This window comes from Lysinibacillus sp. OL1 (genome assembly GCF_004332175.1).
Taxonomy (GTDB): domain Bacteria; phylum Bacillota; class Bacilli; order Bacillales_A; family Planococcaceae; genus Lysinibacillus; species Lysinibacillus capsici.
In genome coordinates, this window is sequence record NZ_SJDS01000003.1 from 240577 (window position 1) to 265867 (window position 25291).

23 protein-coding genes are annotated in these 25291 nt (G+C 38.0%); 21 read left to right on the forward strand and 2 right to left on the reverse strand.

The window, feature by feature from the left end:
- Positions 1-117: 117 nt before the first annotated feature.
- From EW028_RS08380 to recO, 12 genes are all read left to right on the forward strand, one after another.
- Complete coding sequence (locus EW028_RS08380; protein ID WP_131520553.1) at positions 118-1446, forward strand: NfeD family protein; 1329 nt, start codon at positions 118-120, stop codon at positions 1444-1446.
- 3 nt (positions 1447-1449) lie between these two features.
- Positions 1450-2454, forward strand: coding sequence for a flotillin-like protein FloA (floA, locus tag EW028_RS08385; RefSeq protein WP_004227087.1), 1005 nt, complete (start codon positions 1450-1452; stop codon positions 2452-2454).
- Between the two features lie 26 nt (positions 2455-2480).
- Complete coding sequence (locus EW028_RS08390) at positions 2481-2957, forward strand: hypothetical protein (RefSeq protein ID WP_131520554.1); 477 nt, start codon at positions 2481-2483, stop codon at positions 2955-2957.
- A gap of 55 nt (positions 2958-3012) precedes the next feature.
- Complete coding sequence (locus EW028_RS08395; protein WP_048392190.1) at positions 3013-3273, forward strand: hypothetical protein; 261 nt, start codon at positions 3013-3015, stop codon at positions 3271-3273.
- Positions 3263-4375 carry a sporulation protein YqfD gene (locus EW028_RS08400; RefSeq protein ID WP_131520555.1) on the forward strand — a complete coding sequence of 371 codons (1113 nt, stop codon included), beginning with the start codon at positions 3263-3265 and terminating at the stop codon, positions 4373-4375. The genes EW028_RS08395 and EW028_RS08400 overlap by 11 nt, the downstream gene beginning before the upstream one ends.
- 2 nt (positions 4376-4377) lie before the next feature.
- Positions 4378-5334: a PhoH family protein gene (locus EW028_RS08405; protein ID WP_016994096.1), complete on the forward strand. Its 957-nt coding sequence runs from the start codon at positions 4378-4380 to the stop codon at positions 5332-5334.
- A gap of 432 nt (positions 5335-5766) precedes the next feature.
- Positions 5767-7887, forward strand: coding sequence for an HD family phosphohydrolase (locus tag EW028_RS08410; protein WP_131520556.1), 2121 nt, complete (start codon positions 5767-5769; stop codon positions 7885-7887).
- Between the two features lie 8 nt (positions 7888-7895).
- Positions 7896-8369: an rRNA maturation RNase YbeY gene (gene ybeY, locus EW028_RS08415; protein WP_048392192.1), complete on the forward strand. Its 474-nt coding sequence runs from the start codon at positions 7896-7898 to the stop codon at positions 8367-8369.
- Positions 8370-8720 carry a diacylglycerol kinase family protein gene (locus EW028_RS08420; protein WP_131520557.1) on the forward strand — a complete coding sequence of 117 codons (351 nt, stop codon included), beginning with the start codon at positions 8370-8372 and terminating at the stop codon, positions 8718-8720.
- A 59-nt stretch (positions 8721-8779) separates the two neighbouring features.
- Complete coding sequence (locus EW028_RS08425; RefSeq protein ID WP_131520558.1) at positions 8780-9193, forward strand: cytidine deaminase; 414 nt, start codon at positions 8780-8782, stop codon at positions 9191-9193.
- The gene (era, locus tag EW028_RS08430; protein ID WP_131520559.1) at positions 9180-10097 is read left to right on the forward strand and encodes a GTPase Era; all 918 of its coding nucleotides are present in this window, start codon (positions 9180-9182) and stop codon (positions 10095-10097) included. The genes EW028_RS08425 and era overlap by 14 nt, the downstream gene beginning before the upstream one ends.
- A gap of 271 nt (positions 10098-10368) precedes the next feature.
- Positions 10369-11154 carry a DNA repair protein RecO gene (gene recO / locus EW028_RS08435; protein ID WP_048392194.1) on the forward strand — a complete coding sequence of 262 codons (786 nt, stop codon included), beginning with the start codon at positions 10369-10371 and terminating at the stop codon, positions 11152-11154.
- A gap of 24 nt (positions 11155-11178) precedes the next feature.
- Here the strand turns inward: recO and EW028_RS08440 are convergent, their stop codons facing one another.
- Positions 11179-12579 carry an S-layer homology domain-containing protein gene (locus EW028_RS08440; protein WP_131520560.1) on the reverse strand — a complete coding sequence of 467 codons (1401 nt, stop codon included), beginning with the start codon at positions 12577-12579 and terminating at the stop codon, positions 11179-11181.
- A gap of 825 nt (positions 12580-13404) precedes the next feature.
- On the opposite strand from EW028_RS08440, the gene EW028_RS08445 reads away from it, so the two are divergent.
- Positions 13405-15135, forward strand: coding sequence for an HD-GYP domain-containing protein (locus tag EW028_RS08445; protein ID WP_227744902.1), 1731 nt, complete (start codon positions 13405-13407; stop codon positions 15133-15135).
- A gap of 52 nt (positions 15136-15187) precedes the next feature.
- On the opposite strand, the gene EW028_RS08450 is transcribed toward EW028_RS08445, so the two are convergent.
- Positions 15188-16573 (reverse strand): glycine--tRNA ligase, encoded by a 1386-nt coding sequence (locus EW028_RS08450; protein ID WP_004227145.1) that lies wholly within the window; start codon positions 16571-16573, stop codon positions 15188-15190.
- Positions 16574-17000: 427 nt separating this feature from the next.
- Between EW028_RS08450 and ccpN the strand changes: the two genes are divergently transcribed.
- From ccpN to EW028_RS08490, 8 genes are all read left to right on the forward strand, one after another.
- Positions 17001-17633 (forward strand): transcriptional regulator CcpN, encoded by a 633-nt coding sequence (gene ccpN, locus EW028_RS08455; RefSeq protein ID WP_004227151.1) that lies wholly within the window; start codon positions 17001-17003, stop codon positions 17631-17633.
- Between the two features lie 15 nt (positions 17634-17648).
- A complete protein-coding gene (locus EW028_RS08460) occupies positions 17649-18461 on the forward strand; it encodes a pyruvate, water dikinase regulatory protein (RefSeq protein ID WP_004227157.1) in 813 nt (270 codons plus the stop codon).
- Between the two features lie 206 nt (positions 18462-18667).
- Entirely contained in the window at positions 18668-20500 is a 1833-nt protein-coding gene (gene dnaG / locus EW028_RS08465) for a DNA primase (RefSeq protein WP_081011013.1), read from the forward strand.
- Positions 20501-20532: 32 nt separating this feature from the next.
- A complete protein-coding gene (gene rpoD, locus EW028_RS08470) occupies positions 20533-21660 on the forward strand; it encodes an RNA polymerase sigma factor RpoD (RefSeq protein ID WP_004227165.1) in 1128 nt (375 codons plus the stop codon).
- Between the two features lie 245 nt (positions 21661-21905).
- Complete coding sequence (locus EW028_RS08475; protein WP_131520562.1) at positions 21906-22472, forward strand: hypothetical protein; 567 nt, start codon at positions 21906-21908, stop codon at positions 22470-22472.
- A 462-nt stretch (positions 22473-22934) separates the two neighbouring features.
- Positions 22935-23297: a cytochrome c550 gene (gene cccA / locus EW028_RS08480; RefSeq protein WP_016993532.1), complete on the forward strand. Its 363-nt coding sequence runs from the start codon at positions 22935-22937 to the stop codon at positions 23295-23297.
- Between the two features lie 164 nt (positions 23298-23461).
- On the forward strand, positions 23462-24154 hold the full coding sequence (locus tag EW028_RS08485; RefSeq protein ID WP_131520563.1) for a tRNA (adenine(22)-N(1))-methyltransferase: 693 nt from the start codon (positions 23462-23464) through the stop codon (positions 24152-24154).
- A 1-nt stretch (position 24155) separates the two neighbouring features.
- Positions 24156-25277, forward strand: a complete 1122-nt coding sequence (locus tag EW028_RS08490; protein ID WP_131520564.1) for a Nif3-like dinuclear metal center hexameric protein — start codon at positions 24156-24158, stop codon at positions 25275-25277.
- Positions 25278-25291: the final 14 nt, after the last annotated feature.

The window sequence follows — 25291 nt, forward strand, 5'->3', positions numbered from 1 at the left end:
GATAATTGGGATTAGATCTAGTGATAAATAAGTGAATAAATTTTTAAGATTTGTGAAACTTTTCGCATGATTGACCGTATATACAGAGGAGAGGCATGTTAGAAGGGAGGGGAAAAGATGCGAAAACGGAGAATCCTCAGCTATTTACTAGTGATATGGATGACTTTTTTGTTAGCGTTTCCATTAACTTCGGCTTTTGCCAGTAATAAGGTTTATCATGTTCCGATTCGTAATGAAGTAGAGCGAGGACTTCATGCATTTTTAGAACGAGCTTTTAAAGAGGCTGAAGAAAACAATGCAGAGGCAATTATCTTAGAAATACATACGCCTGGCGGTTTTGTGAATGCAGCAAGCGATATCGCCATGCTTATGGATGCAACGCAAATAAAAACGATTGCTTATATTAATAAGGATGCGCACTCAGCAGGAGCGTTTTTAGCCTTACATGCGGATAAGATCTACATGGTTCCAAATGGAACAATTGGTGCAGCAGCAGTTATCGATTCAGCAGGTAATGCAGCCGACCTAAAGGCCAATAGCGCTTGGCTTGCTCAAATGAAAGCAGCAGCAGAAACGTCAGGGCGCGACCCTAAATATGCATTAGCAATGGCAGATACCAACTATGAACTACCAGAATACCGTGCTGGCGGAAAGAATTTGTTAACCCTATCAGCCTCAGAGGCAGCAAAGGTTAAATATTCTGAAGGGACGGTTAAAGATTTTCAGGAGCTTTTAGAAGTAACCAACTTGAATGGTAGTGATGTTGTTCCCATTGAACCAACCTTTTCTGAAAAGTTAGCTCGTTTTATTACAAATCCCATCATTGTACCTATTCTATTGTCTATCGCTAGCTTAGGACTTGTGATGGAGCTTTATTCGCCAGGATTTGGTGTTCCAGGTATAATGGGCTTATCAGCACTTGGTTTATTTTTCTTTGGACATATGGTGGCCGGCTTTGCGGGATATGAAACATTATTGTTATTTATTGTTGGCTTAGCCCTTTTAATTGCAGAGTTTTTTGTCCCCGGTGGAATTATTGGTATTTTAGGTGGTGTCTTAATAGTACTAAGTCTGATACTGGCAGGTGCAAATATGATGCAAATGATAGTAGCAATTCTCATTGCGCTTGTGATAGCGATGATAGGAATGGTGATTCTGATGAAATTTTTCGGAAAAAAACTGCATGTCTTAAACAGGCTTGTGTTAATGGATGCAACCACGACAGAAGAAGGGTATGTATCCAATGTGAATCGCACAGAACTGTTAGGAAAAATTGGGAAAACGCTTACGCCACTTCGTCCATCTGGAACAATGGTACTTGGTAGTGAACGCATTGATATTGTATCAGAAGGTGGCTATATCGATGTTAATCAACATGTAGAAATTATTAAAGTTGAAGGCTCACGCATTGTTGTGAGACAAACAGATAAAGAGATGGAGGAATAGAAAATGGGTTTTGATTTAGCTTTGATTGGTCCTATTGCTGGACTAGTTATTTTATTCATTGTGCTTGCGGTATTCTTTACCTTTGTACCCGTAGCATTGTGGATTTCTGCATTAGCAGCAGGTGTACGTGTGAGTATTTTCACATTAATTGGGATGCGCTTACGTCGTGTTATCCCGTCTCGAATTGTTAATCCGTTGATTAAAGCACATAAAGCTGGTTTACCTGTAACGATTAATCAGTTAGAGAGTCACTATTTAGCAGGTGGTAATGTTGACCGTGTAGTGAATGCCTTAATTGCGGCTCACCGTGCCAATATAGAGCTGTCATTTGAACGTTGTGCAGCAATTGATTTAGCTGGGCGTGATGTATTAGAAGCTGTTCAAATGTCTGTTAATCCAAAAGTTATTGAAACACCGTTCATTTCAGGTGTAGCAATGAACGGGATTGAAGTAAAAGCAAAGGCTCGTATTACCGTGCGTGCCAACATCGAGCGTTTAGTCGGTGGTGCTGGTGAAGAAACAGTTATTGCTCGTGTTGGTGAGGGTATTGTTTCAACTATCGGTTCAGCGACACATCATACAGAAGTTTTAGAAAATCCAGATATGATTTCGCAAACAGTATTATCTAAAGGGTTAGATTCAGGAACAGCCTTTGAAATCTTGTCCATTGATATTGCCGATGTAGATATCGGTAAAAATATCGGTGCAGAATTACAGATTGAACAAGCACAAGCAGATAAAAACATTGCACAAGCAAAAGCCGAGGAACGTCGTGCTATGGCTGTTGCAAATGAGCAAGAAATGATTGCACGTGTTCAAGAGATGAAGGCGAAAGTAGTAGAAGCAGAGGCAGAAGTACCACAAGCGATGGCTGAAGCCTTACGTTCTGGTAATCTTGGTATTATGGATTATATGAACTATCGTAATATCCAAGCGGATACAGCGATGCGCGATTCGATTTCAAAAGTGAGCACAGATAAACCTGAAACAAATGAACCTAATGCTTAATAACGGAAAGGAGCAGAACTAATAATATGGAACAATTAATACTCTTTGCCATAATTGCCATAGTCAGCTCTATTTTCGGAAAATCAAAAAATAAAAAGCCTCAGAAGCAGATGCCTCCTTTTAATAAAGATACCGTGGTAGAGCCTCCAGTTACGGAGAAAGCGCCACATCGGACTGGGAAAGCACAGAGTTTTGAAGATTTTGCACGAGAATTTATAGGAGATTGGATTCCAGAAAATGAGAAAGTCGAGGAACCTAAAAAGTTTGTTGAAGCACAAGTGAAAAAAGAAATGCCAAGCTATGTTGCCCCAACTGTCATTCCCGCAGATATCCCTAGCCGTTCTTCTAATCGAGAAGGTCGAGGACGATTAGCTGCTGGAAAAAAGGAAGTGCAATCAGTTGGCACAAATTCGACTTTACAACTACCTCAATCTAAAAATGATCTTATGCAAGCAATCGTGATGGCTGAAATATTAGGTCCACCGAAATCAAAAAGAAAATAACTAGCATGTCCTCCTTTTTCGATGCATATATTGCCGAAGAAGGAGGCATTTTTTTATGAAAAAATTATTTCAATTAACGCCACTACTTGAGTTGTTAGAATACGAATCATTAAAAATTATTGGACCCTACCGTTTTATTCATGCAGATGCGACGACCTGTTCGTTTGTCTATGCAGATTATCATATTACTGTCAATGCGGATTCAGTGACAATCAATGCGCTCAAAGAAGAAATGCTACATCTCACTGTTGACAATCTACAGGAGCTTCATATGAAAATGACAAAGAATATGGGTGTGAGCAAAAATGTGGAATAATCGGCCAATTATTATACGTATAAAGCGCCATGAAAATGTTCATCCTTTTATTCAAGCATTGCACGCTCAACATGTCCCATTAAAGCGTGTTGTCTTTCGTGAGCAGGAAGTTTCCTTTGAAACGACGATGCATTATCTACCAAAAATTCGCCGTGTACGAAGACGTTTTCGCTTAAAAATGGCTGTATTTTATGCAGATGAGCTTCAAGTTTTTCGAGCGCAAATTTGGACTTTATTGGGCTTAGCCTTTATGATTGCTATTCCAATTCTTTGTGCACAAGTCATATGGCGAGTGGACATAGAAGCCGCAACACCAGAACTAGAGCAGCGTTTAGGTAAGACCTTTCATGAAACCTTTCAATTAGAAACCCCTTTATCTCAAAAAAGGTTACCTTCCAATACGGTTATACGACAAAAACTGTTAGAGCAACACCGAGAGCTATCATGGGTTCATATTGATAAACATGGCGGACGAGTAATTTTGAGACCACAAGAATCACCTAAACAAACAGAGCAAACAACTGATAAATTAGCCTCCCATATAGTAGCAACGAAAAGTGGTGTCATTACACATTTTAATATACAGCATGGCGAGCGAAAAATTTCAGTAAATGATACAGCCTACGAGGGTGACGTCCTCGTAAGTGGGGTATTAGAAAGTGGTACAGATCAAGTTTTTGTAGGGGCGAAGGGAGAGGTTTATGCAGACTATTGGCTTGAATGTTCATTTAAAATTCCAACAAAAATTACTGTGGAAACCTTGCAGCAAAAGCAATGGCGAGTGTTGATAAAGGGTATACATCAGGAAAAGGTGGATTATGTACAAAGAAAAGATTTACCGAATTGGCTATCCCCCTATGTTTCAATTGTAGAGGAGCAACAGACGAAAACGATGCAAGTAGAGTTAGATGAATCGAAAATTGAGTCATTGCTGATTCCTTTATTGCATGAAAAAGTATTACGTTCGTTACCTGCAAAAACAATCATCAAGAAAGAAAACCTTTTACAGGCAAAGTGGGGGAATGGTACAGTTGAAGGGAAAGTTCTATTTTTAGTCAATGAAAACATTGCAAGTCCAATACAAGGCCTACAAGGAGAATGATTATGTCAGAACAGTTAACTGTATTACAGGTGGATAATCCAAATGAAGCGGTTATGCTACTAGGTATTTCCGATGCAAATATGAAATTAGTTGAAGAAGCACTTAATGTTCATATCATTACGCGTGGTGAACAAATTCAACTTGCGGGTGAAGAAAATGCTAAGGAACAGGCAACATTTCTTCTGCATGCTTTATTGAAGGTCATTCGCAAAGGAATTAATATTGATCAACGTGATGTCACAACAGCTATTGAAATGACACAAAAAGGAACAATCGAGTATTTTGCAGAACTATATGATGAAGAAATAGCACGCACGACGAAAGGTAAGTCAATTCGTGCAAAAACAATTGGTCAACGAGAATACATACAAGCAATCCGTCATAAAGACGTTGTTTTCGGTATTGGTCCAGCCGGTACTGGGAAAACGTATTTAGCGGTAGTCATGGCAACACAGGCACTTAAAAACGGCCATGTTAAGAGAATTATTTTAACTCGTCCTGCTGTTGAAGCTGGAGAATCTCTAGGCTTTCTTCCAGGGGATTTAAAGGAAAAGGTCGATCCATATTTACGACCTCTCTACGACGCTTTAAACGACATCTACGGCTCGGAACAGACACAGCGGCTAATTGAACGCGGAACAATTGAAATCGCCCCTTTAGCCTATATGCGTGGCCGTACATTAGATGATGCCTTTGTTATTTTAGATGAAGCACAAAATACAACACATCAACAAATGAAAATGTTCCTAACTCGTCTAGGCTTCGGCTCTAAAATGGTCATCACAGGTGATAAAACACAAATCGACTTACCCAAAAATACAGAATCTGGCTTGATTGTAGCAGAACGTACATTAAAGTATGTTAAATCTATTCATTTCCAAGTACTAGAACAAGGCGATGTCGTACGTCACCCAATCGTAGCCAAAATCATTCAAGCCTACGAAGAACAGCAACTTTAGAATTGCCTAGCAATTCTAAAGTCTGCCCCGAAAGCGAAGCGACAGGGGCAACGAGGTTTAAAGTCTGCCCCGAAAGCGAAGCGACAGGGGCAACGAGGTTTAAAGTCTGCCCTGAAAGCGAAGCGACAGGGGCAACGAGGTTTAAAGTCAGCCCCGAAAGCGAAGCGACAGGGGCAACGAGGTTTAAAGTCTGCCCGAAAGCGAAGCGACAGGGGCAACGAGGTTTAAAGTCTGCCCGAAAGCGAAGCGACAGGGGTAACGAGGTTTAAAACATCCGTATAGTTAAAACCTAAACCACGAATTTAATCAAAATATGGAAAAAAATGTGACAGCTATGCGAAGATGCATAGCTGTTTTTTGCTTTCTTATACATTTTTCGAGAAAAATGTATGCTGAATTGGTATGATAGTAGGTAGATAGAGGAGGTGCCAGATGGAGAAACAACTTCGAAAATTTACAGAGCTTATCGGTTTTCGCTACTTTCTTATCATCATTCTCATTTTAACAGGTGGCCTACAATTTGGGTTCATGTATGGCGATGTTAAAGGGGTTACATATGATTTCAAACCATTACAGCTTGCGCCTGAAACCGTACGATCTACTAAAACGATTGAAGACACTTATAAAACACAGCTAGAGCGAGAAAAAGCTGCCAATGCAGTGGATTCAGTCTATCAATTTTCGGAGGATGTCGCCAAGCAAAGAGCAGCGATTGTAACATCATTATTTGATTATGTTTTGGAAGTGAAAAAAGATGTTGCTAATAGTAAGGAACCTATTCCTATTGCAGATCAAGTTACACAGCTTCGAAAAAAATTTGAATCCATTGACGAAGACCAGATGCCGTTAATTTTTACAGATTCTCAGCTCGAAGGTCTGTTAGTGCAAAGTGAAGATGATTTAACTAGAACAAGTACGCAATTATCTAAATTTGTAGAGGAATATTTACAAAAATCCATCCGACCCGAGAACGTCTTTGTTGCACAAAATGATTTTGAGACAAAGATTCGTGGACAACGAGGATATCCTGATAAAATATTCAATACAGTCGTGTTAATAGGACGTACAAGCATTATTGAAAATGAAACAATTAATGAAGAACAAACAAAGATCCGAAAACAGCAGGCCAAAGAAAGTGTAGAGCCAACACGAATTTTACAAGGTCAGATTATTGTTCAGGAAGGCCAAGTTATTGACAATGAGGCTTATAGACAATTAGAGCTATTAGGGATGGTTAGTAATAAAGCCTCCTTGAAGCCTATTGCAGGGCTTATTATTTTAACGCTACTGCAAATGATGTTTTTGTATATTTTATTTGAGCGTTGGGAGACGAACGAACGAAAAAAACGTAATGCACTGTTAGTGACAGTGATTGTTTATAGCTTGTCTATTTTGCTAATGAAATTTATTAGCTTAGTTTCTAGTGGCTTTGATGTGACGATTGCCTTTTTATTCCCGACAGCACTTGCTACGATGCTTGTACGATTGCTAGCAGATGAGCGAGCTGCTGTATTAATTACAGTTATGACGGCTGCTTCAGCAGGAGTAATTTTTCAAGAAGGCTATTCTTCAGTTATGCAAATGGAAATTACGCTGTATATTATATTCGGAGGGTTTGCAAGCCTATTCTTTTTGCGTAGTGTGGAAAAACGCTCACATATTTTACACGCGGTTGGTGTGATTTCGCTTGTAAATATGGCATTTATCGCGTTTTATTTGTTAATGACACAATCATCCTATGGCTTACCAGAGTTAGCATTTTACTTAATAGCAGCGATGTTATCTGCCTTACTTTCAGGGGCATTAACGATGGGACTTTTACCATTCTTTGAATCGGCGTTTAGCTTGCTTTCGTCTTTGCGCTTAATTGAGCTATCCAATCCCAACCATCCATTATTAAAAAAATTATTAATGGAAACCCCAGGGACATATCATCATAGTGTGATGGTAGCGAACTTAGCGGAAGCTGCGTGTGAAGAGATTGGTGCTGACGGTTTATTAGCACGTGTGGGTTGTTATTATCATGATATTGGTAAAACTAAACGACCTTCCTTTTTCATCGAAAATCAGATGTCGGGCATCAATCCGCATGATTCGTTACCACCTGAAACAAGTGCAGAGATTATTATCGCCCATACGACAGATGGTGCCAATATGTTAAAACGTTATAAAATGCCCCAAGAAATTATCGATATCGCTTTACAACATCATGGCACAAGTTTGTTAAAATTCTTCTTGTTTAAAGCAAAGGAAGAAGGAAAAAATATTGATGAGGCAAAGTTCCGATACCCAGGGCCCAAACCACAAACAAAAGAAGCAGCTGTTATAAGTGTTGCGGATAGTGTCGAGGCAGCAGTACGTTCTATGAAAGAGCCAAATGCAGAGAAAATTCAGAAGCTAGTACGAGCGATTATCGATGATCGCGTCCAAGATAATCAGTTTGATGAATGCGATATTTCAATAAAAGAGTTAAAATGTATAGAGAGAGTTCTTTGTGAAACGTTGAATGGGATATTCCATTCACGTATTGAATATCCAAAGGCAGATAAGTAGGAGGATCTATGATTTTAACAATTGATTTTACGGATGAAACAAATGAAGTGGGAGCACAACATATCGAACTTGTTGAAAAGCTATTACAGCATGCTGCAAGTGTAGAAAATATTGAGCCAGAAACAGAGGTTTCAGTGACGTTTGTTACAAACAAGGCAATACAAGATATTAATCGTGAATATCGTGGCAAAGATCAGCCAACAGATGTCATTTCCTTTGCACTAGAGGAGCTAGGGGAAGGAGAAATGGAAGTTACTTTTGAAGGTATGCCACGTGTATTAGGTGATATCATTATTTCGACTGATCGTGCAAAAGAGCAGGCTGAGGAATACAATCATTCCTTTGAACGAGAATTAGGCTTTTTAGCTGTACATGGTTTTTTACATTTACTTGGTTATGACCATATGGAGCCAGAAGAAGAGAAAGTGATGTTTGCAAAGCAAGATGAGATTCTCCAAACTTTTGGCTTAGGTCGAGACTAGATGAATTTGCGAAAATACTTGCGATCTTTTGGCTATGCTTTTGAAGGCATCATAACTGCAAGTAAAGAACAAAATTTTAAATCACATATAGTAAGTGCAATCATTGTTATACTGGCTAGTTATTTGACAGGTTTATCTCGTATGGAGTGGTATATTGTGCTACTATTAATAGCACTAATGTTTGCACTGGAAATGATGAATACAGCTATCGAACGGGTAGTCGATTTAGCTTCCCCGGAGATACATCCGCTTGCTAAGCAAGCAAAAGATATTGCAGCAGGTGCAGTGCTTGTATTTGCGCTATTCAGTGCTATAATCGGATTACTCATCTTTCTGCCAAAATGGTTTTAATGGAAATGAGTGTCTTCTAATTGAAAATAAACCATAAATGTGAGGGAGAATTAGTATAGATGACAATGGATATGCATGCATTATTAGAAGAATCAAAAAAGGCACGTGAAAAAGCCTATGTTCCTTATTCAAAATTTAAAGTAGGGGCAGCTCTACTAACAAAAGATGGAGAGGTTATTCACGGCTGTAATATTGAAAATGCAGGCTATAGTATGACAAATTGTGCTGAGCGTACAGCGTTTTTTAAGGCAGTATCGGAGGGGATTTACGAATTCGACGCCATTGCCATTGTAGCTGATACGGATGGGCCATGCGCCCCATGTGGAGCATGTCGCCAGGTCATGATGGAGTTTTGTGCTCCAACTATGCCTGTCTATTTAACGAACTTAAAAGGTGATGTGACGGTAACATCAGTAGGCGAATTACTACCGTTTGCATTTACGACGGAGGATTTAGAGAATGCAGGAAACTAAAAATGGCTATAAATCAGGCTTTATCTCCATCATTGGTCGTCCAAACGTTGGCAAATCGACATTTTTAAATCGTGTCATTGGCCAAAAAATTGCGATCATGAGTGATAAGCCGCAAACAACACGAAATAAAGTACAAGGCGTACTGACAACAGATGATAGCCAAATGATTTTTATTGATACACCAGGTATTCACAAGCCAAAGCATAAACTAGGCGATTTCATGCTGAAGGTTTCTAAAAACACATTGCGTGAAGTGGACGTTATTATGTTTATGGTTAATGCTGAGCAAAAACTCGGTAAAGGTGATGAATTTATTTTAGAAATGCTAGCAGGAAATCCAACACCTGTCTTTTTGGTCATCAATAAAATTGATGCCATTCATCCAGATGAACTAATGGGAATTATTGAAAGCTATAAAGAGCGTTATGACTTTGCGGAGATTGTACCGATTTCTGCGCTACAAGGCAATAATGTTGAAAATTTATTAGTGACCTTGGCGAAGTATTTACCAGAAGGACCACAGTATTACCCAGCAGATCAAGTGACAGATCATCCTGAACGATTTATTATCTCTGAACTTATTCGTGAAAAAGTCCTACATTTAACGCGTGAAGAAATTCCCCATTCTATCGCAGTGGTAATTGATAAAATTCGTCGTGATGAAGAAAATGATGATAAAATTCATGTAGCGGCTACGATTATTGTGGAGCGCGATTCTCAAAAAGGGATTGTTATCGGAAAACGTGGAGCCCTGCTAAAAGAAGTAGGGACACGTGCGCGAAAGGATATCGAAATGCTTTTAGGGTCTAAAGTTTATTTAGAGCTATGGGTAAAGGTGCAAAAAGATTGGCGTAATAAAGCTACACATTTACGCGATTTTGGATTCCGTGATGATGAATATTAAGTTTTTTCCTGGCTTATCAAATGAGTTGTACCGTTCGTGAAGTGAAGAATTCCACTTTTTGTGGACATGAACATATGTTTTTCCGTCAGTGTTCATTGCAAGTTGAATCAGGAATAGACGCCAAATTTTGACGTGACGGTTTCAGGTTCACTTCTTCTTGTAGGCACAAAAGGATCTAGCAGTATTTGATCATTTTTATTTTTGAGCTGTCCAAAATTATTTTGGGCAGCTTTCTTTTCATGGATTGTTCTTTTAAGAAAGGAGGGGGATTATGCTTCATAAATGGGAGGGGATTGTATTAAAGGTTCGCGCTTATGGGGAATCGAATAAGATTGTTATTTTGCTAACTCGGGAAGCTGGTAAAGTGGCTACGATGGCTAGAGGGGCAAAAAAGCCTTCTAGTAGATTGGCTTCCATCACGCAACCCTTTACCTATGGGATGTTTATGGTACAACATCATACAGGCATGGGAACTTTGCAACAGGGAGAACATTTAAATTCCATGCGCCATATTCGTGAGGATATTATGGCTACTGCTTATGCTAGCTATATTATGGAATTAGTGGAGCGAGTTGTGGAAGAAGGAAAGCCAGAGCCATTTGCGTTCGATGTTTTACTACATGCACTACAAGCAATTGAGGATGGCTATGATCCTGAAGCTATTACGCTATTTGTTGAATGGAAAATGTTGCCCTATACAGGTGTACAACCTATTTTACATGCCTGTGCTGCGTGTGGCGCAGTAGATGGGGAATTCGCTTTTTCCTTTGCTCAAGGAGGATTCTTATGCCATCGCTGTTATCAGCATGACCCCTATATCATTCGCTTAACGCCAACACAGCTGAAACTTATCAGGATGTTCTACACTGTTCCTATCGACCAAATTGGGAAAATAGAACTAAAAAAAGAAACAAAATATTTCATTAAAAAAATTATAACAACCATTTATGAAGAACAAACCGGTATTCGGTTTAAGACGAGAAAATTTATAGAGCAACTAGAACGTACCCCTGAACTGCAAATACGCTCGAAAGACAAAATGCCAGATGAATCATAATGTTCATCTGGCATTTCACGTTATTTAAAATTCATCCTCATCCTCTGTCACTAAAAAGGCCCAGTGTCCAGCAATTTTTTTACTTTCAATATAAAGGTATGCTGTTTCATTGTTTTTACCTGTTAAATGGAGAATCGCTAGACCTTCAGCTTTTGGCGTAATATGTAGTTGCCCGTCAAGAATGGTCGCTTTTACAGGCACTGGCTCAAAACCAAAGCTTTCGAGTGCTACATGTGTTGGTTCGAAAGGTAATTCTTGCGCTGTCAGTATTAATTCATCTGTCAAATGATATAAATCAATGCTGCGAACAAAATCATAGGAATACACATCTGCGGCCATCTTTTGTTGTTGCGTCCCATCTGAAAATGTAACAATGTATTGTCCATTTTGCGAGATGGACAGTGTTTGATCTTGTTGATTAAAGTTATAGAAATTTGAAGCGAGTGGCTGTCCATTCGCATTTTGAACCGTCACCTCTGTTGGCATGAATGGTAATTTGCTCTCAGACAAATCGAGTGGTAAATTTTCGATATAATCATCTTCTTTTACTTCTTCAAGTGTTACCTTCAGCTTACCATTTACATTTTTGACATGTACTAAATAAAAAATGTCAATAAAGTCCTCTGAATCATCAGTCAATCCAGTAATCACTAATTTACCCGTACCTTCTTTTATAGGGGTAATCGTGATAGACTCTGTCATATCTTCCTCTTCATTCCATGTGAAAATATCCTCTGCTGGCTCAAGACCACCATAAGAAGCAAAAATATAGTCCTGTTTAAATTGACTTGCATAGACGGTTGCATTGCCTAGCAACTTTTCAGCTCGTACAACAAAAGCAGCCAGCTGAGAGCGCTTTACATTGCTTTTTGGGCCGAAAGTCGTTGCAGATGTTCCTTTGGTAATCCCATTTACAAACAATGCTTTAATATGAGGCTCAAATTCATTCCCCTTTTTAACGTCTGTAAATGGTAATTGCGTGTTACTCGTACTTGTTAATCCAAAGCCCTTCGCAATCATTTTAGACATTTGCTCGCGAGTTATATTTTGAGTAGGGTAGAAATAACCATTTGCACCATTAATAATGCCAGCATTTGCTAATGCTGCAATGGCTCCGTAGTTTTCATCGCCAGGTTTGATGTCTTTGAATTGGGGGTTTTTTACGTGAACTGTATCTAACTTTAAAATACCTGCTAAAATCTTCGCAGCCTGTGTACGTGTAATAGGATTAGCGGGTTTAAATGTCCCATCCATATAGCCTGAAATAATGCCACGCTCTGCTAATTGAATAATAGCCTTACCTTCTTCATTGGTTGGGTTGATATCAGGAAAAAATGATGCTGCGTGTGCGGGTGGTGCGATAATAATCGCACTTGTTGCTAAAGCAGAAGCCATAGCTAGTTGAAATAAACGTTGAGACTGCAATTAAATTCCTCCAAAAAGTACAATAGAAAATTTTATAGTATATATGTTTCTGGTCAGACCTTCCTATGTATCAGTTCAAACTTCCGGACGAATGAATGTTAAAAGGTGATATGTCTTTAGCCTGTTAATTATTCTTTATTTAACAGCTAATACTAACTATAATAACTTATTTATACCAAATAGATGGAACAACGCATAGAGGGAATTTCATCCATATCATGACGTGTTTGGTAATCACCAATACCTTAAGTAAAAGGGTGAGCTAAAACTAATTAACTTGCGTAGCGCAGAACTTGCTTCATTTTATCCTTTAAATAAAAAGAAATACCTTTGATGTTATAGGAGGAAGCAACTATATTACCTTTCTTTTCAATGAATAAATTTCAATTTTTACAAAATAAAATTATTGCATAAATTTAATTTTATTTATTATTTTTCTTCTATGAAATGAAAAGAATGGAGGTTTATTTATCTATATTTTTATTTATCTATATATTTATAAGTGTTTTAATAGGTAAAAAGATTTGTATTTTTGTTTAGTTTTCATTATATAAGTGGTAGAAACTGTTCATACGAGACCCATATACTAGTTGAAAAGGCATTTTAACCTATGATATTGTAAATGGTATAGATAATGGTAATTATATTTTTTAAATATAATTAAGTCGTTTAATCTCCATCGAAACTGATGTACCTAGATCACTTTAGACATGCCTATGAAATATAAAAGCCTCTATCAGCAAAACGTATTGTTATACGTTTATCAGAATAGCGCAGTCCTATGGAAGAAGGAGGGAGTCACATAGTGCTTAGTACATTGCTTATGTGGCAAAATATATGCTACGAAAAGTAACCTTAAGTATTCATGAAGTTGAAGCAAATGATATATTAGCAGAAGATATTTTTTCAGAGTATCGTTTATTGGCTAAAAAGGATCTAGTTTTAACGGAGCGAATTATTGCCTTACTTAAACTTCGTAAAGTAGATGAATTATCTGTCTATTTGCCATCTGATTCAGTTCGAATTGTCCATGATTTAAGTGCTCAACGAACAAGAGAATATGAAGATCTATTTGCCCCATTAATTGAAAAAAGAGATCCTGTGGATGATTATAAAGAGACAGTTAGTCAGCTTTTTATGACAACGCTGGAGAATGTCGTGCACGAATTACGCTATGGACAAATTCTTAAAAGCATACAGGATACGGCTTATGTAAGAGGTGTTTTTGAAAAGATTTTGGAGAAAAAACATCGCTATGAGCTACTTATGCGTTTAAAGGAATGGGACGAGTATTCATTTGTCCATTCATTTGATGTGTTTGTATTAGGTACGATTTTTGCTAGATACCTAGGTTTAACAGATATTGAAACATTAGCTAGGGGCTACCTGTTCCATGATATCGGGAAGGTTTTTATACCCCAAGAAATATTAAATCTGAAACGTAAACTCTCTGAAGATGAGTTCGATATTGTAAAGACGCACACAACAAAAGGCTACGAGCTACTCATGGAACATAACGAGAAAGACATTGCCTACTTGGCACGAGATCATCATGAACGTTTTGCGGGAAAGGGCTATCCAAATCAACTTTGTGCGGATGATATGAGTGAGGGTGTACAATTATTACAAATTGTTGATGTATATTCAGCGATGACATCCAAGAGAGTCTATCATGTTGGCTATGGTGCTACAGATGCCTTAGCTGTCTTATACAGAGATCGACATTTATATAATGAGAGCTTTATGCATAAATTTGTAGAATGTTTAGGGATTTACCCAGTAAACTCTGTTGTTATGTTATCCGATAATCGCAGTGCACAAGTAGAGCTTGTTTATGATTTATTTCCTACATTACCAAAAGTAAGATTGTTAGATGAGCAAAAATCAATGAACTTACCTTTGAACTATAGTGTGAAAATTACGAAAATGATCGACTATCGAGCGAATAGCTTTGAAGAGATATTCAACTTATTTGTAGAGCAATTAATCCGCTGTGACGAAAATAATCTGAGAATTCATTTTAATAAATTAATTGACCATTTACATCCTAAAGAAATTGTCTTAAAAATTTTTCTGCCAGCCTTTCGTATTTTACGTTTACTAACAAGGGAAATCCAAACGGATATGACAAAGTATCGCAATTCTATTGGTATTTTAAAAACGCTACTAGAGGAGCAATTAAACGTTTTATATATGGATTATCAACATGAGCAAACGACCATATTAGTTGTGGAGACATCGTTGCGTGAAAATTTCTTCATTAAGCTTGTTCAAAGTATTTTGTATATTGATAAAATTGTGCCATTCTTTATAAACCCAGGTGATGATCAACGTATTACACAATTGATGGAACATTGTGATGTTAATGTCGCTTACTTTATTGAAGATGAACTAACTTTTGACAAACGGGTTCGTCCAATGCGAGAAGGTACATTCCTTTATTACTCACTAGCGGATATTGAGGAGCTATTAGTGAGCTTAATAGGTTTGAGCATGAAAAAGTTTTCATTCGAGGAAAAAATGCAAGAGCGCTTATTTTCAACATTTAAAGCATAAGAAAGAGGGAGTTGCCTGCTGGCTACCCCCTCTTTTTTGAGCATTTAAGTGATTAGAATTGTAGGTGTTTTTCAATATATGCTTTTACTTCAGCAATAGGCATACGAACTTGTGTCATAGAGTCACGATGACGTACTGTTACTTGGCCATCCTCTTTTGAATCAAAATCATATGTGATACAGAATGGTGTACCAATTTCATCTTGACGACGGTAACGTTTACCAATTGATTGTGATTCATCAAAATCAACAGGGAAGGCTTTACGCAGTTCAGCCCAAACATCTGTAGCTTCATCAGATAATTTTTTAGAAAGTGGTAGTACAGCAGCTTTAAATGGAGCCAGAGCAGGGTGGAAACGTAAAACCGTACGTTTATCATCACCTTCTAGTTCCTCTTCATCATAGGCATCACACAGGAAAGCTAATGTTACACGATCAGCTCCTAATGATGGTTCAATACAATAAGGAACATAACGTTCATTTGATACAGGATCAATGTAAGTGAAATCTTCACCAGAGTGTTCCATATGTTGTTTTAAGTCGTAATCTGTACGATCTGCAACACCCCAAAGCTCTCCCCAGCCAAATGGGAATTTGAATTCGATATCTGTTGTAGCGTTAGAGTAGTGAGATAGCTCATCATCCTCATGGTCACGAAGGCGCATCGAATCTTCTTTCATGCCTAGGTTTAGTAACCAATTTTTACAGAATTCTTTCCAATATGCATGCCATTCAAGGTCTTCGCCAGGTTTACAGAAGAATTCAAGCTCCATTTGTTCGAATTCACGTGTACGGAATGTGAAGTTACCCGGTGTAATTTCGTTACGGAAAGATTTACCGATTTGTGCGATACCAAATGGTGTACGTTTACGCATAGAACGTTGAACGTTTTTAAAGTTCACGAAAATACCTTGTGCCGTTTCTGGGCGTAAATAAATTTCATTTGTAGAGGATTCCGTTACACCTTGGAATGTTTTAAACATGAGGTTGAATTGGCGAATATCTGTGAAATCAGCCTTTCCGCAATCAGGGCATACTACGTCATATTTAATCATTGTTTCTTTCATTTGGTCGAATGTCATACCATCAACAATGATTTCATCGCCTTTCGCTAATGCAGCGTCTTCGATAATTTTATCTGCACGGTGGCGGGCCTTACATGATTTACAGTCGATCATTGGGTCATTGAAGTTTCCTACGTGACCAGAAGCAACCCAAGCTTTTGGATTCATCAAAATAGCAGCATCAATACCTACATTGTATTCAGATTCCTGAACAAACTTTTGCCACCATGCTTTTTTAATATTATTTTTTAATTCGACACCTAGTGGACCATAATCCCACGTGTTTGCTAAACCTCCGTAGATTTCAGAACCAGGGAAGACAAAGCCTCGATGCTTCGCTAAAGATACGATGGTTTCCATTGATTTGTTAGCCATAAAATAGCCTCCTTTAAATTTTTAATACGTTGTTTTAGCGGTAAAAACGCCATAGTTTTTTCATTCAGTTGCAACTAAATGAAAATAGCACCCGTCTCCGGGCACATTGTATGCCCAGGGACGAGTGCTAATACCCGCGGTTCCACCCTGATTGTTTTAAACGAGTAGTTTAAAACCTCTTTTCAAAAAGTTAGCTCAGGGAGTGCCTTTTCTCTGTTGCTGTGTAGACTTTCACCATCTTCTACTCGCTATAGAATGGAACAGATACTTTTTTCCCATCATCGCCTGTATAACGCAATTTGCTCGAAAATACAGATAGAGCAAGCGTATGTGTCAATATTGTAGCATGTAGTTCTTTAATTCGCAATAATTATTAAAATAGTATATAATAATTGAGCATAAGTATAACACTATTAGATTTGAGGCGGTGAGTCCAATCGAACTCAATAAACGTCAGGAAGACATATTACAAATTGTGAAAGAAAATGGCCCTATTACGGGGGAACATATTGCCGAACGTCTCAATCTGACAAGAGCAACTCTAAGACCGGATTTAGCAATCCTAACAATGGCAGGATTTCTGGATGCAAGACCAAGGGTTGGTTATTTTTATTCAGGTAAGAAGGCATCTGTTACATTAATAGATAGTATTCACAATTTAAAAGTGAAGGATTTTCATTCAGGGCCAGTAGTTGTCCCTGAAACAATGACGGTTTATGATGCAATTTGCTTTATGTTTTCAGAAGATGTTGGTACACTCTTTGTCGTAGATAAGAATGAGTTTTTGACAGGCGTACTATCTCGCAAAGATTTACTGCGTACAAGTATTGGCACGCAGGATTTGAATAAAATTCCAGTACATATTATTATGACGCGTATGCCAAATATTTCGTACTGTGAAAGATCAGATTCTTTAATTGTTGCAGCGAACAAACTTATTGAACGTGAGGTTGATTCACTACCAGTAGTTGAACCGCAAGAGGGTGGTTTAACGATTGTTGGTCGTCTTACAAAAACAACGATTACACGGGCTTTCTTATCTCTTGCACAAAATGTCTAAATGAAGGAGAGCTGCATGAAAAGACTACGCGTATTTGTTGTATCTGATTCTGTCGGTGAAACTGGTGATCAAGTTGCAAAAGCGGTTATTAGCCAGTTCCGACCGGGTCTTGAAAATACTGTGATTCGTCGATTTCCACATATTCAATCAGAGGAGCTTATCCGTAAAATTGTTTTTCTTGCTTCGCAACAGCGAGCGTTTATTGTTTATACACTTGTTCGCCAAGAAATGCGTAAATTATTACATGATTTATGTGAACAAGAAAAAATTCAGGCTGTGGATATTTTAGGGCCAGCCTTACAATCAATGGCAGCTTTTATGGAAGAAAATCCATTGGAAACGCCTGGTATTGTTCATCTGCTGGATGATGATTATTTCAAAAAAATTGAAGCGATTGAATTTGCGGTAAAATATGATGATGGTAGAGATCCAAGAGGATTATTACAGGCTGATATTGTACTAGTTGGTGTATCACGAACTTCTAAAACACCACTATCACAATATTTAGCCCATAAAAAATATAAAGTGGCGAATGTACCTTTAGTGCCAGAGGTAGAACCACCAGAAGAGCTATTACAGATAGACCCTAAAAAATGCTTTGGATTGATTATTTCCCCTGAGAAGTTAAACTCAATTCGGAAAGAAAGATTAATGTCTCTCGGCTTGAATGATGATGCTATCTATGCACAGCATGAAAGAATTCTTGATGAGATTCAGCATTTTGAAAAAATTGTCGGTAGAATAGGTTGTCAAGTTATCGATGTGACAAATAAAGCTGTTGAAGAGACAGCAAATACTATTATCGAACATATTTTGACCTGTAAATAAGGATAGAATTTTAAACCACCTCGGTTAGCAGAGGCGGTTTTTTTGAGTGGATTTTGAAAATGGTATAGATAAAAACTAATTTTTGTTTTATAATAATAAAATTGTGGTAAAAATATTTATAAGAGAAAAATCCTAATTTTTTGTCGAGAAATAAAGGAATTTTAAAACGAATAGCGAATTGTGTTTCTAGAACGCAAATATTAAAGATGGTGATGGATTTGGCAGGGAAGATTCCAGAAGAAGTAATTGAGCAGATTCGCACACAATCAGATATCGTTGATGTTATTAGTGAATACATGCAGCTTACTAAGCGTGGGCGAAATTGGTTTGGTCTCTGTCCATTTCATGGAGAGCAAACACCGTCTTTTTCTGTATCTACAGACAAGCAAATTTTTCATTGCTTTGGTTGTGGTGCAGGGGGCAATGCCATTACTTTTGTAATGGATATTGAAGGCATTTCTTTTCCTGATGCAGTTGTGAAACTTGGGGAACGTGTTGGCATACACTTAGATGTTGAGCCAAGTTTCCCTGGAGGAACGAAAAAGATATCTAAAGCGGAAGAAAGGATGAAAGAAGCACACGCTTTTGCAGCAGATTTTTTTCATCATTTACTGTTGAATACAGAAGATGGTGAAGAACCTTTAAATTATTTGCTAGAAAGAGGATTTACAAGGGAACTTATCGAATCTAATAACATTGGTTGGTCTCTCCCAAGCTTTGATGCATTAACAATATTGCTTGAAAGAAAAGGTTATAACTTACAAGAAATTGCCGAAAGTGGCTTAATCATCAAAAGAGAGGGAGAAGAGCGTTATTTTGATCGTTTTAGAGGACGTATCATGTTTCCTATTCGAGATGAGAATGGTAAAATTATTGCCTTCTCAGGACGTATCCTTTCATCCAATGGTGAGGAAGCAAAATATTTAAATAGTCCAGAATCACCAATTTTCCAAAAAAGTGAAGTGCTGTATAACCTAGATAAAGCACGAACTTCTATCAGAAAAAATCGTCAAGTAGTATTGATGGAAGGATTTATGGACGTTTTAGCAGCCAACTCTGTAGGTGTCATGAATGTTGTTGCGACAATGGGTACTTCGTTAACAAATCAGCATATCACAAAGCTAAAGCGCTTAGTAGAGCAAATTACGATTTGCTATGATGGTGATAATGCTGGATTTGATGCAGCGAAACGAGCGGCGCAGCTACTGCATACAGAGCGAATGAAAGTTGATATTGCCGTGTTGCCAGAAAAATTAGATCCTGATGAATACATTCACACTTTAGGTGGACAAGCATTTAAGGAACAAATTTTGGAAAAACCTCATGCGTATATTGCTTTTATGATGATGCATGCTAGACGCAATAAGAACTTTCAATTTGAAAATGATACGCTTCAATATATTCAAGAAGTTCTTGAGCAGCTAGTGGGAAGATCTTCACCAGTTGAACGAGATTTGTATATACGACAGCTATCAAATGAAACAAACATCTCGGAAGAAGCCATTTATGCCCAATTCCGAAAACTGGAGGCTAATCAGGTACGTTCTGCTAAAGTAGAAATGCCTACACAGATACCTTCAATGCCAGTCACGCAACAACAAAAGCCTATGGACGCAGCCGAACGTGCCGAACGTTTATTACTGGCTCATATGCTTCATAATATAGATGTAGTGGACAGGGTATTACGTAGTGAGCAAAAAGAGCCATTTGTACGAGATGCCTATATGGCAGTTTTTGTTCGCTTAGTTGGATTTTATGAGGAGTATGGTCATCCTGATTATCAACGTTTTGTGGAAATTTTGGATGACGCTGAATTACGAAAAATTGTCATGGAAGCGGCTTTAGTTGAGCGAGATCCTGATCAAGCAGAGGCAGAGGTTATGGACTCTATCCGTCAGCTTCAAAAATATAGAATTGAGCAAGAAATTTATCAAAAGATGCATGAGTCAAAGGAAGCGGAGAAGATGCATGAGTATGCACGTGCACTTGAAATCGCCCAACAGATTATTCATTTAAGAAAATCGTTATCGGCGATTTAACCCGATTCGGTTGTTTAGAAGGAGGAAGGTTTATGGCGGACAAGTCAGAACGTTCAAAAGAGATAGAAGTAGAAATTACATTAGATGATGCAAAAAAATTCCTACAAGAAAAAGCAAAAACAGAGGGTGAAATTTCAATGAAAGAAATTTCAGAGAAACTAACACCTTATGAATTGGAAAACGAAGAAATTTTCCATTTTGCTGAGGATCTTGAAAAGCATAAAGATATTCAAATCATTGGAAAAGAAGAATTTGAAGAAGAAAGTCTAATGAAAGAAGAAGCGAACGAAGAAACTTTCGACTTAAATGATTTGAGTGTGCCACCAGGTGTTAAAATCAATGACCCTGTACGTATGTATTTAAAAGAAATCGGCCGAGTAGATTTATTATCTGCTGAGCAAGAAATTGCACTTGCTGAACGTATTGAGCAAGGGGACGAGGAAGCACGTAAACGCCTTGCGGAAGCGAACTTACGTCTAGTAGTATCGATTGCAAAACGCTATGTTGGTCGTGGAATGCTATTCCTTGACTTAATTCAAGAAGGAAATATGGGTCTTATTAAGGCTGTTGAAAAATTCGATTACCGTAAAGGATTTAAGTTCTCGACTTACGCTACATGGTGGATTCGTCAGGCGATTACACGTGCCATCGCTGACCAAGCGCGTACGATTCGTATTCCTGTCCATATGGTCGAAACCATTAATAAATTAATACGTGTACAACGTCAACTTTTACAAGATTTAGGTCGTGAGCCTTCTCCAGAGGAAATTGGAGAGGAAATGGATTTAACACCTGAAAAAGTACGTGAAATTTTAAAAATTGCACAAGAACCAGTATCTCTTGAAACACCAATTGGAGAAGAAGATGATTCCCATTTAGGAGACTTTATCGAGGACTCAGAAGCACAATCTCCTTCCGACCATGCAGCCTATGAACTGTTAAAAGAACAATTAGAAGATGTACTAGATACGTTAACAGACCGTGAGGAAAACGTACTTCGTTTACGTTTTGGGTTAGACGATGGTCGCACACGTACATTAGAAGAGGTTGGGAAAGTCTTTGGCGTAACGCGTGAACGTATCCGTCAGATCGAGGCGAAAGCTCTAAGAAAATTACGCCATCCTTCTCGTAGTAAACGTTTAAAAGATTTCTTAGAATAAAATTTAAAATAGCTGGAGCTATCCAAGTAGTGAGAAAATGACTAATTGGTATAGCTCCTTTTTTATAGAATTGAAAAGTCAACAAAAAGAAATTAGCCCTGCTATTCACCTATCGATGTTAGGCAATCATAGATAATTAGAATGAGGGAAATGCTAGATTTGCGACTTTATACAGATGTGTTTTCAAATAGTGTGAGATAAAATTGTAATACAACCATTATTAAGCAATGTTTGGAGCTAACACTATGACAAATCCTCGAAAAAAAATAATCCTTAATGAAATTTTGTTTTGGAAGCAAAATAAACTTTTACCTGAGCACTATTGTGACTTTTTAGCAGCTCTTTATACAGAGGGGGCTGACATAGAGGAGTTAGAACCAGTGCAACATCCTAAACAAGCGGTCTTGCCATCAGAAAAAAGAAAAATGATCCTATTGGTAGTGGGTCTATGTATCGCCATAATGGCTGTTTTGGCACTCTATTTTACAATGCAATCTTTCACATTGATTTTTACAGTAATCGTGGGAGTAGGTGCATGCATCTTATTTATTGCTGCCTGGCAAATGGCTCGAAAAAAACATCTCCTAGCTCCCATTTTTCATGTACTAGCGGCCATCCTGTTATTTAGTATGTCGATCCGAATTTGTACTACATATTTTAGTGGAAATAATACGGTTTTATTTTGCTTGATTGCAGCAAATTGTGTCATTTGGCTTTTGTCAGGTATTAAAATGAAACTTCTATATTTCACAGTCTCAGGTGCTTTAGGATTAATAGCACTAGTTGGGTACTATATCATAAATTTATCCTGATTTAGCAAATGGTATTTCTATCGATGTACAAGGAACTCCATCTACTAAATCAGGTTAGAAACTTAATTGAACTTTAGTGTTTATATAAAACCATAATTTGTGACAATTTATCTATAATAGGGTCAGTATCATGTTAAAGTTTTTACCTCAGAAGATTCAAAATCTGTACGCTCATTAAAAACGTACAGATTTTTTAATTTTGGGTATATCAATGAGTGAAAAGGGTATGATAACAGCATAAATATAATGAAAAAGAAATTGTATAAAAGGATAAATTTGACCAATTTTGGATGTTGGCAAGACATATTTTATCCAATAGATACAGAAATGTCGAATTTGTTACAAACAAAGGAAAACTTAGCGAATAGGGCTTTTCGTTTCTTTGTTAATGAAGTACAATATTAGATGTTGACTGATTCTATATTATAATAGAAGTAGACTTAAAATGAGGAGGGGAAACTTATGAAAAACAATCCAGTCGTTCCTTACATCTTAATTCTGGCATTTGGTATTGGTCTTATTTTCTTCATGTCTTTACAAGGTGCAGATAACAAGAAAGAAATTGCTGCTGAACATGAGGGTGGTGGCGAAACTACTACAGAAACAACAGATGCAGAAGCTGATGGTTCAGCACTAGTACAATCTTGTATCGGTTGTCATGGTGGTGACTTAACTGGTAGTATGGGTCCAAATCTACATGGCTTAGATGAAGCACATATCGTAGAAGTTTTAACAAAGGGTATCGAAGGTACTCCAATGCAACCAAACATGAAAACTGAAGAGGAAGCAAAAGCAATCGCTGAATACATTTCTACTTTAGAATAGTAAAACTGACAAGTAGCTGTACTGAAATAGTACAGCTACTTTTTAGATTTAAGCATCATGAAGATGGGGTTGTCCACATAGAAATGTGAGACAACTCCATTTGTTTTTTTTCACGACATCATCCATACTATTAATGGACTCTATTGAAGATAGGCGGTATAAAAATGAACGCACAAAAACTTTCAAAGCGATTAGAAGCAGTAGCGAAATTTGTTCCTACAGGAGCAGTCATGGCGGATATTGGTAGTGACCATGCCTATCTACCATGCTATTTAATTCACAAAGGGACTGCCTCATATGCCATAGCAGGGGAAGTTGTAAAAGGACCCTATGAATCGGCGGTAGGACAAGTACAGAAGGAAAACTTAACTGAAAAAATTATAGTACGCCTTGCAGACGGTTTAGCAGCGATCGAAGAAGCTGACCATGTGGATACGGTGACAATAGCTGGCATGGGTGGACCATTAATTGTTTCCATTCTAGAGAAGCATCCAGAAAAGCTTCAAGGTGTCACACGTCTAATCCTACAACCGAATATTCACGCCAAGGTTATCCGTGAGTGGGCTTTAGCACATCAATGGGCGATTCTTGATGAAGAGATTTTAGAGGAAGATGATAAAATCTATGAAATCCTTGTGTTACAAAGAGGGCAAATGGAGCTCTCTACAGCCGAGATTTTGTTTGGACCTAAGCTAAGCCTGCGTAAATCACCAGCATTTACGAAAAAATGGTTGCGTGAAAAAGACAATTGGCAACGTGTACTACAATCCATTGAAGGAGCAGAACAAACACCTGAAATTGAAGAAAAACGTGCAGAGTTAACGGCTCTGATACATTTAGTAGAAGGAGTTTTGTAAGATGAAAACGGTAAATGGCCAAGAAGTTATTCAAGTGTTCGAAGCATGGTCACCCAAAAAACTAGCTTGTATGGACAATGATCCAATTGGACTAGCGATAGGGACCCTCAACAAACCTGTAAGTAAAGTTTTGGTGACGTTAGATGTCACTGAAGCCGTGGCAAATGAGGCAATAGAAAAAGGCTGTGAGCTGATTATCGCACATCATCCACCAATCTTTAGACGCCTAGCGAATATCCGCACAGATCATCCAGCAGGGCGCTTATATGAAAAGCTCATTAAACACGATATTGCTGTATATGCCGCTCATACAAATTTAGATGTAGCCGAAGGTGGGGTAAATGATTTATTAGCAGATGCCCTACAGCTAAAAAACCGTTCAATATTAGAAGAAACGTATGCTGAGAATTTGTTGAAGCTGGCAGTCTTTATACCAACTGCTAATGCCCAAGCATTACGTGAGGCGCTTGCAAAAGCTGGGGCGGGTCGTATTGGCGACTATGAAGCATGTAGTTATACAACGACTGGAGAAGGTCGGTTCCGTGCATTAGCAGGAGCTAATCCGTTCGTTGGCTCTGTTGGTGAATTACATGTGGAGGAAGAAGTAAAGGTAGAAGTTGTTTTTCCTGAATCCATTAAAGGCCGCGTGTTAAAGGCCATGCTTACTAGCCATCCTTATGAGGAGCCTGCCTATGATGTAATACGTCTTGAGCAGCAAACAAATGTGATGGGATTAGGGCGTGTAGGTTACTTAACAAAAGACATGACGTTACAACAATTTGCTGAATTCGTTAAACAGCAACTAGATGTGCCAGCTGTGCGTGTAGTGGGTGATTTACAATCGAAGGTCAGCAAGGTTGCGCTTGTTGGTGGAGATGGTAATAAATATATCTATGCGGCAAAACGTGCAGGAGCTGATGTTTTCTTAACAGGCGATATGTACTTCCATACAGCTCAGGACGCACAAGCCATTGATCTGCAAATAGTAGATCCTGGTCATCATGTAGAAAAGGTAATGATTGCAGGAGTAGCAAAAAAAATGGCTGAACTATGTGAGGATAAAAAATACTTGGTTGAATTCATCCAATCAACGATCCATACAGAACCATTTTTATTTGTATAAGTGAGGGAACTAAT

What these genes read in the sequence shown, in the direction of transcription:
- EW028_RS08395 (WP_048392190.1), top strand. Translation starts at nt 3,013, where the DNA reads ATGAAAAAATTATTTCAATTAACGCCACTACTTGAGTTGTTAGAATAC.
- EW028_RS08485 (WP_131520563.1), top strand. Translation starts at nt 23,462, where the DNA reads ATGAACGCACAAAAACTTTCAAAGCGATTAGAAGCAGTAGCGAAATTT.
- EW028_RS08450 (WP_004227145.1), bottom strand. Translation starts at nt 16,573, where the DNA reads ATGGCTAACAAATCAATGGAAACCATCGTATCTTTAGCGAAGCATCGA.
- EW028_RS08475 (WP_131520562.1), top strand. Translation starts at nt 21,906, where the DNA reads ATGACAAATCCTCGAAAAAAAATAATCCTTAATGAAATTTTGTTTTGG.
- EW028_RS08390 (WP_131520554.1), top strand. Translation starts at nt 2,481, where the DNA reads ATGGAACAATTAATACTCTTTGCCATAATTGCCATAGTCAGCTCTATT.
- cccA (WP_016993532.1), top strand. Translation starts at nt 22,935, where the DNA reads ATGAAAAACAATCCAGTCGTTCCTTACATCTTAATTCTGGCATTTGGT.
- EW028_RS08380 (WP_131520553.1), top strand. Translation starts at nt 118, where the DNA reads ATGCGAAAACGGAGAATCCTCAGCTATTTACTAGTGATATGGATGACT.
- EW028_RS08460 (WP_004227157.1), top strand. Translation starts at nt 17,649, where the DNA reads ATGAAAAGACTACGCGTATTTGTTGTATCTGATTCTGTCGGTGAAACT.
- EW028_RS08425 (WP_131520558.1), top strand. Translation starts at nt 8,780, where the DNA reads ATGACAATGGATATGCATGCATTATTAGAAGAATCAAAAAAGGCACGT.
- EW028_RS08405 (WP_016994096.1), top strand. Translation starts at nt 4,378, where the DNA reads ATGTCAGAACAGTTAACTGTATTACAGGTGGATAATCCAAATGAAGCG.
- EW028_RS08420 (WP_131520557.1), top strand. Translation starts at nt 8,370, where the DNA reads ATGAATTTGCGAAAATACTTGCGATCTTTTGGCTATGCTTTTGAAGGC.
- EW028_RS08490 (WP_131520564.1), top strand. Translation starts at nt 24,156, where the DNA reads ATGAAAACGGTAAATGGCCAAGAAGTTATTCAAGTGTTCGAAGCATGG.
- EW028_RS08400 (WP_131520555.1), top strand. Translation starts at nt 3,263, where the DNA reads ATGTGGAATAATCGGCCAATTATTATACGTATAAAGCGCCATGAAAAT.
- rpoD (WP_004227165.1), top strand. Translation starts at nt 20,533, where the DNA reads ATGGCGGACAAGTCAGAACGTTCAAAAGAGATAGAAGTAGAAATTACA.
- ybeY (WP_048392192.1), top strand. Translation starts at nt 7,896, where the DNA reads ATGATTTTAACAATTGATTTTACGGATGAAACAAATGAAGTGGGAGCA.
- EW028_RS08410 (WP_131520556.1), top strand. Translation starts at nt 5,767, where the DNA reads ATGGAGAAACAACTTCGAAAATTTACAGAGCTTATCGGTTTTCGCTAC.
- dnaG (WP_081011013.1), top strand. Translation starts at nt 18,668, where the DNA reads ATGGTGATGGATTTGGCAGGGAAGATTCCAGAAGAAGTAATTGAGCAG.
- recO (WP_048392194.1), top strand. Translation starts at nt 10,369, where the DNA reads ATGCTTCATAAATGGGAGGGGATTGTATTAAAGGTTCGCGCTTATGGG.
- floA (WP_004227087.1), top strand. Translation starts at nt 1,450, where the DNA reads ATGGGTTTTGATTTAGCTTTGATTGGTCCTATTGCTGGACTAGTTATT.
- era (WP_131520559.1), top strand. Translation starts at nt 9,180, where the DNA reads ATGCAGGAAACTAAAAATGGCTATAAATCAGGCTTTATCTCCATCATT.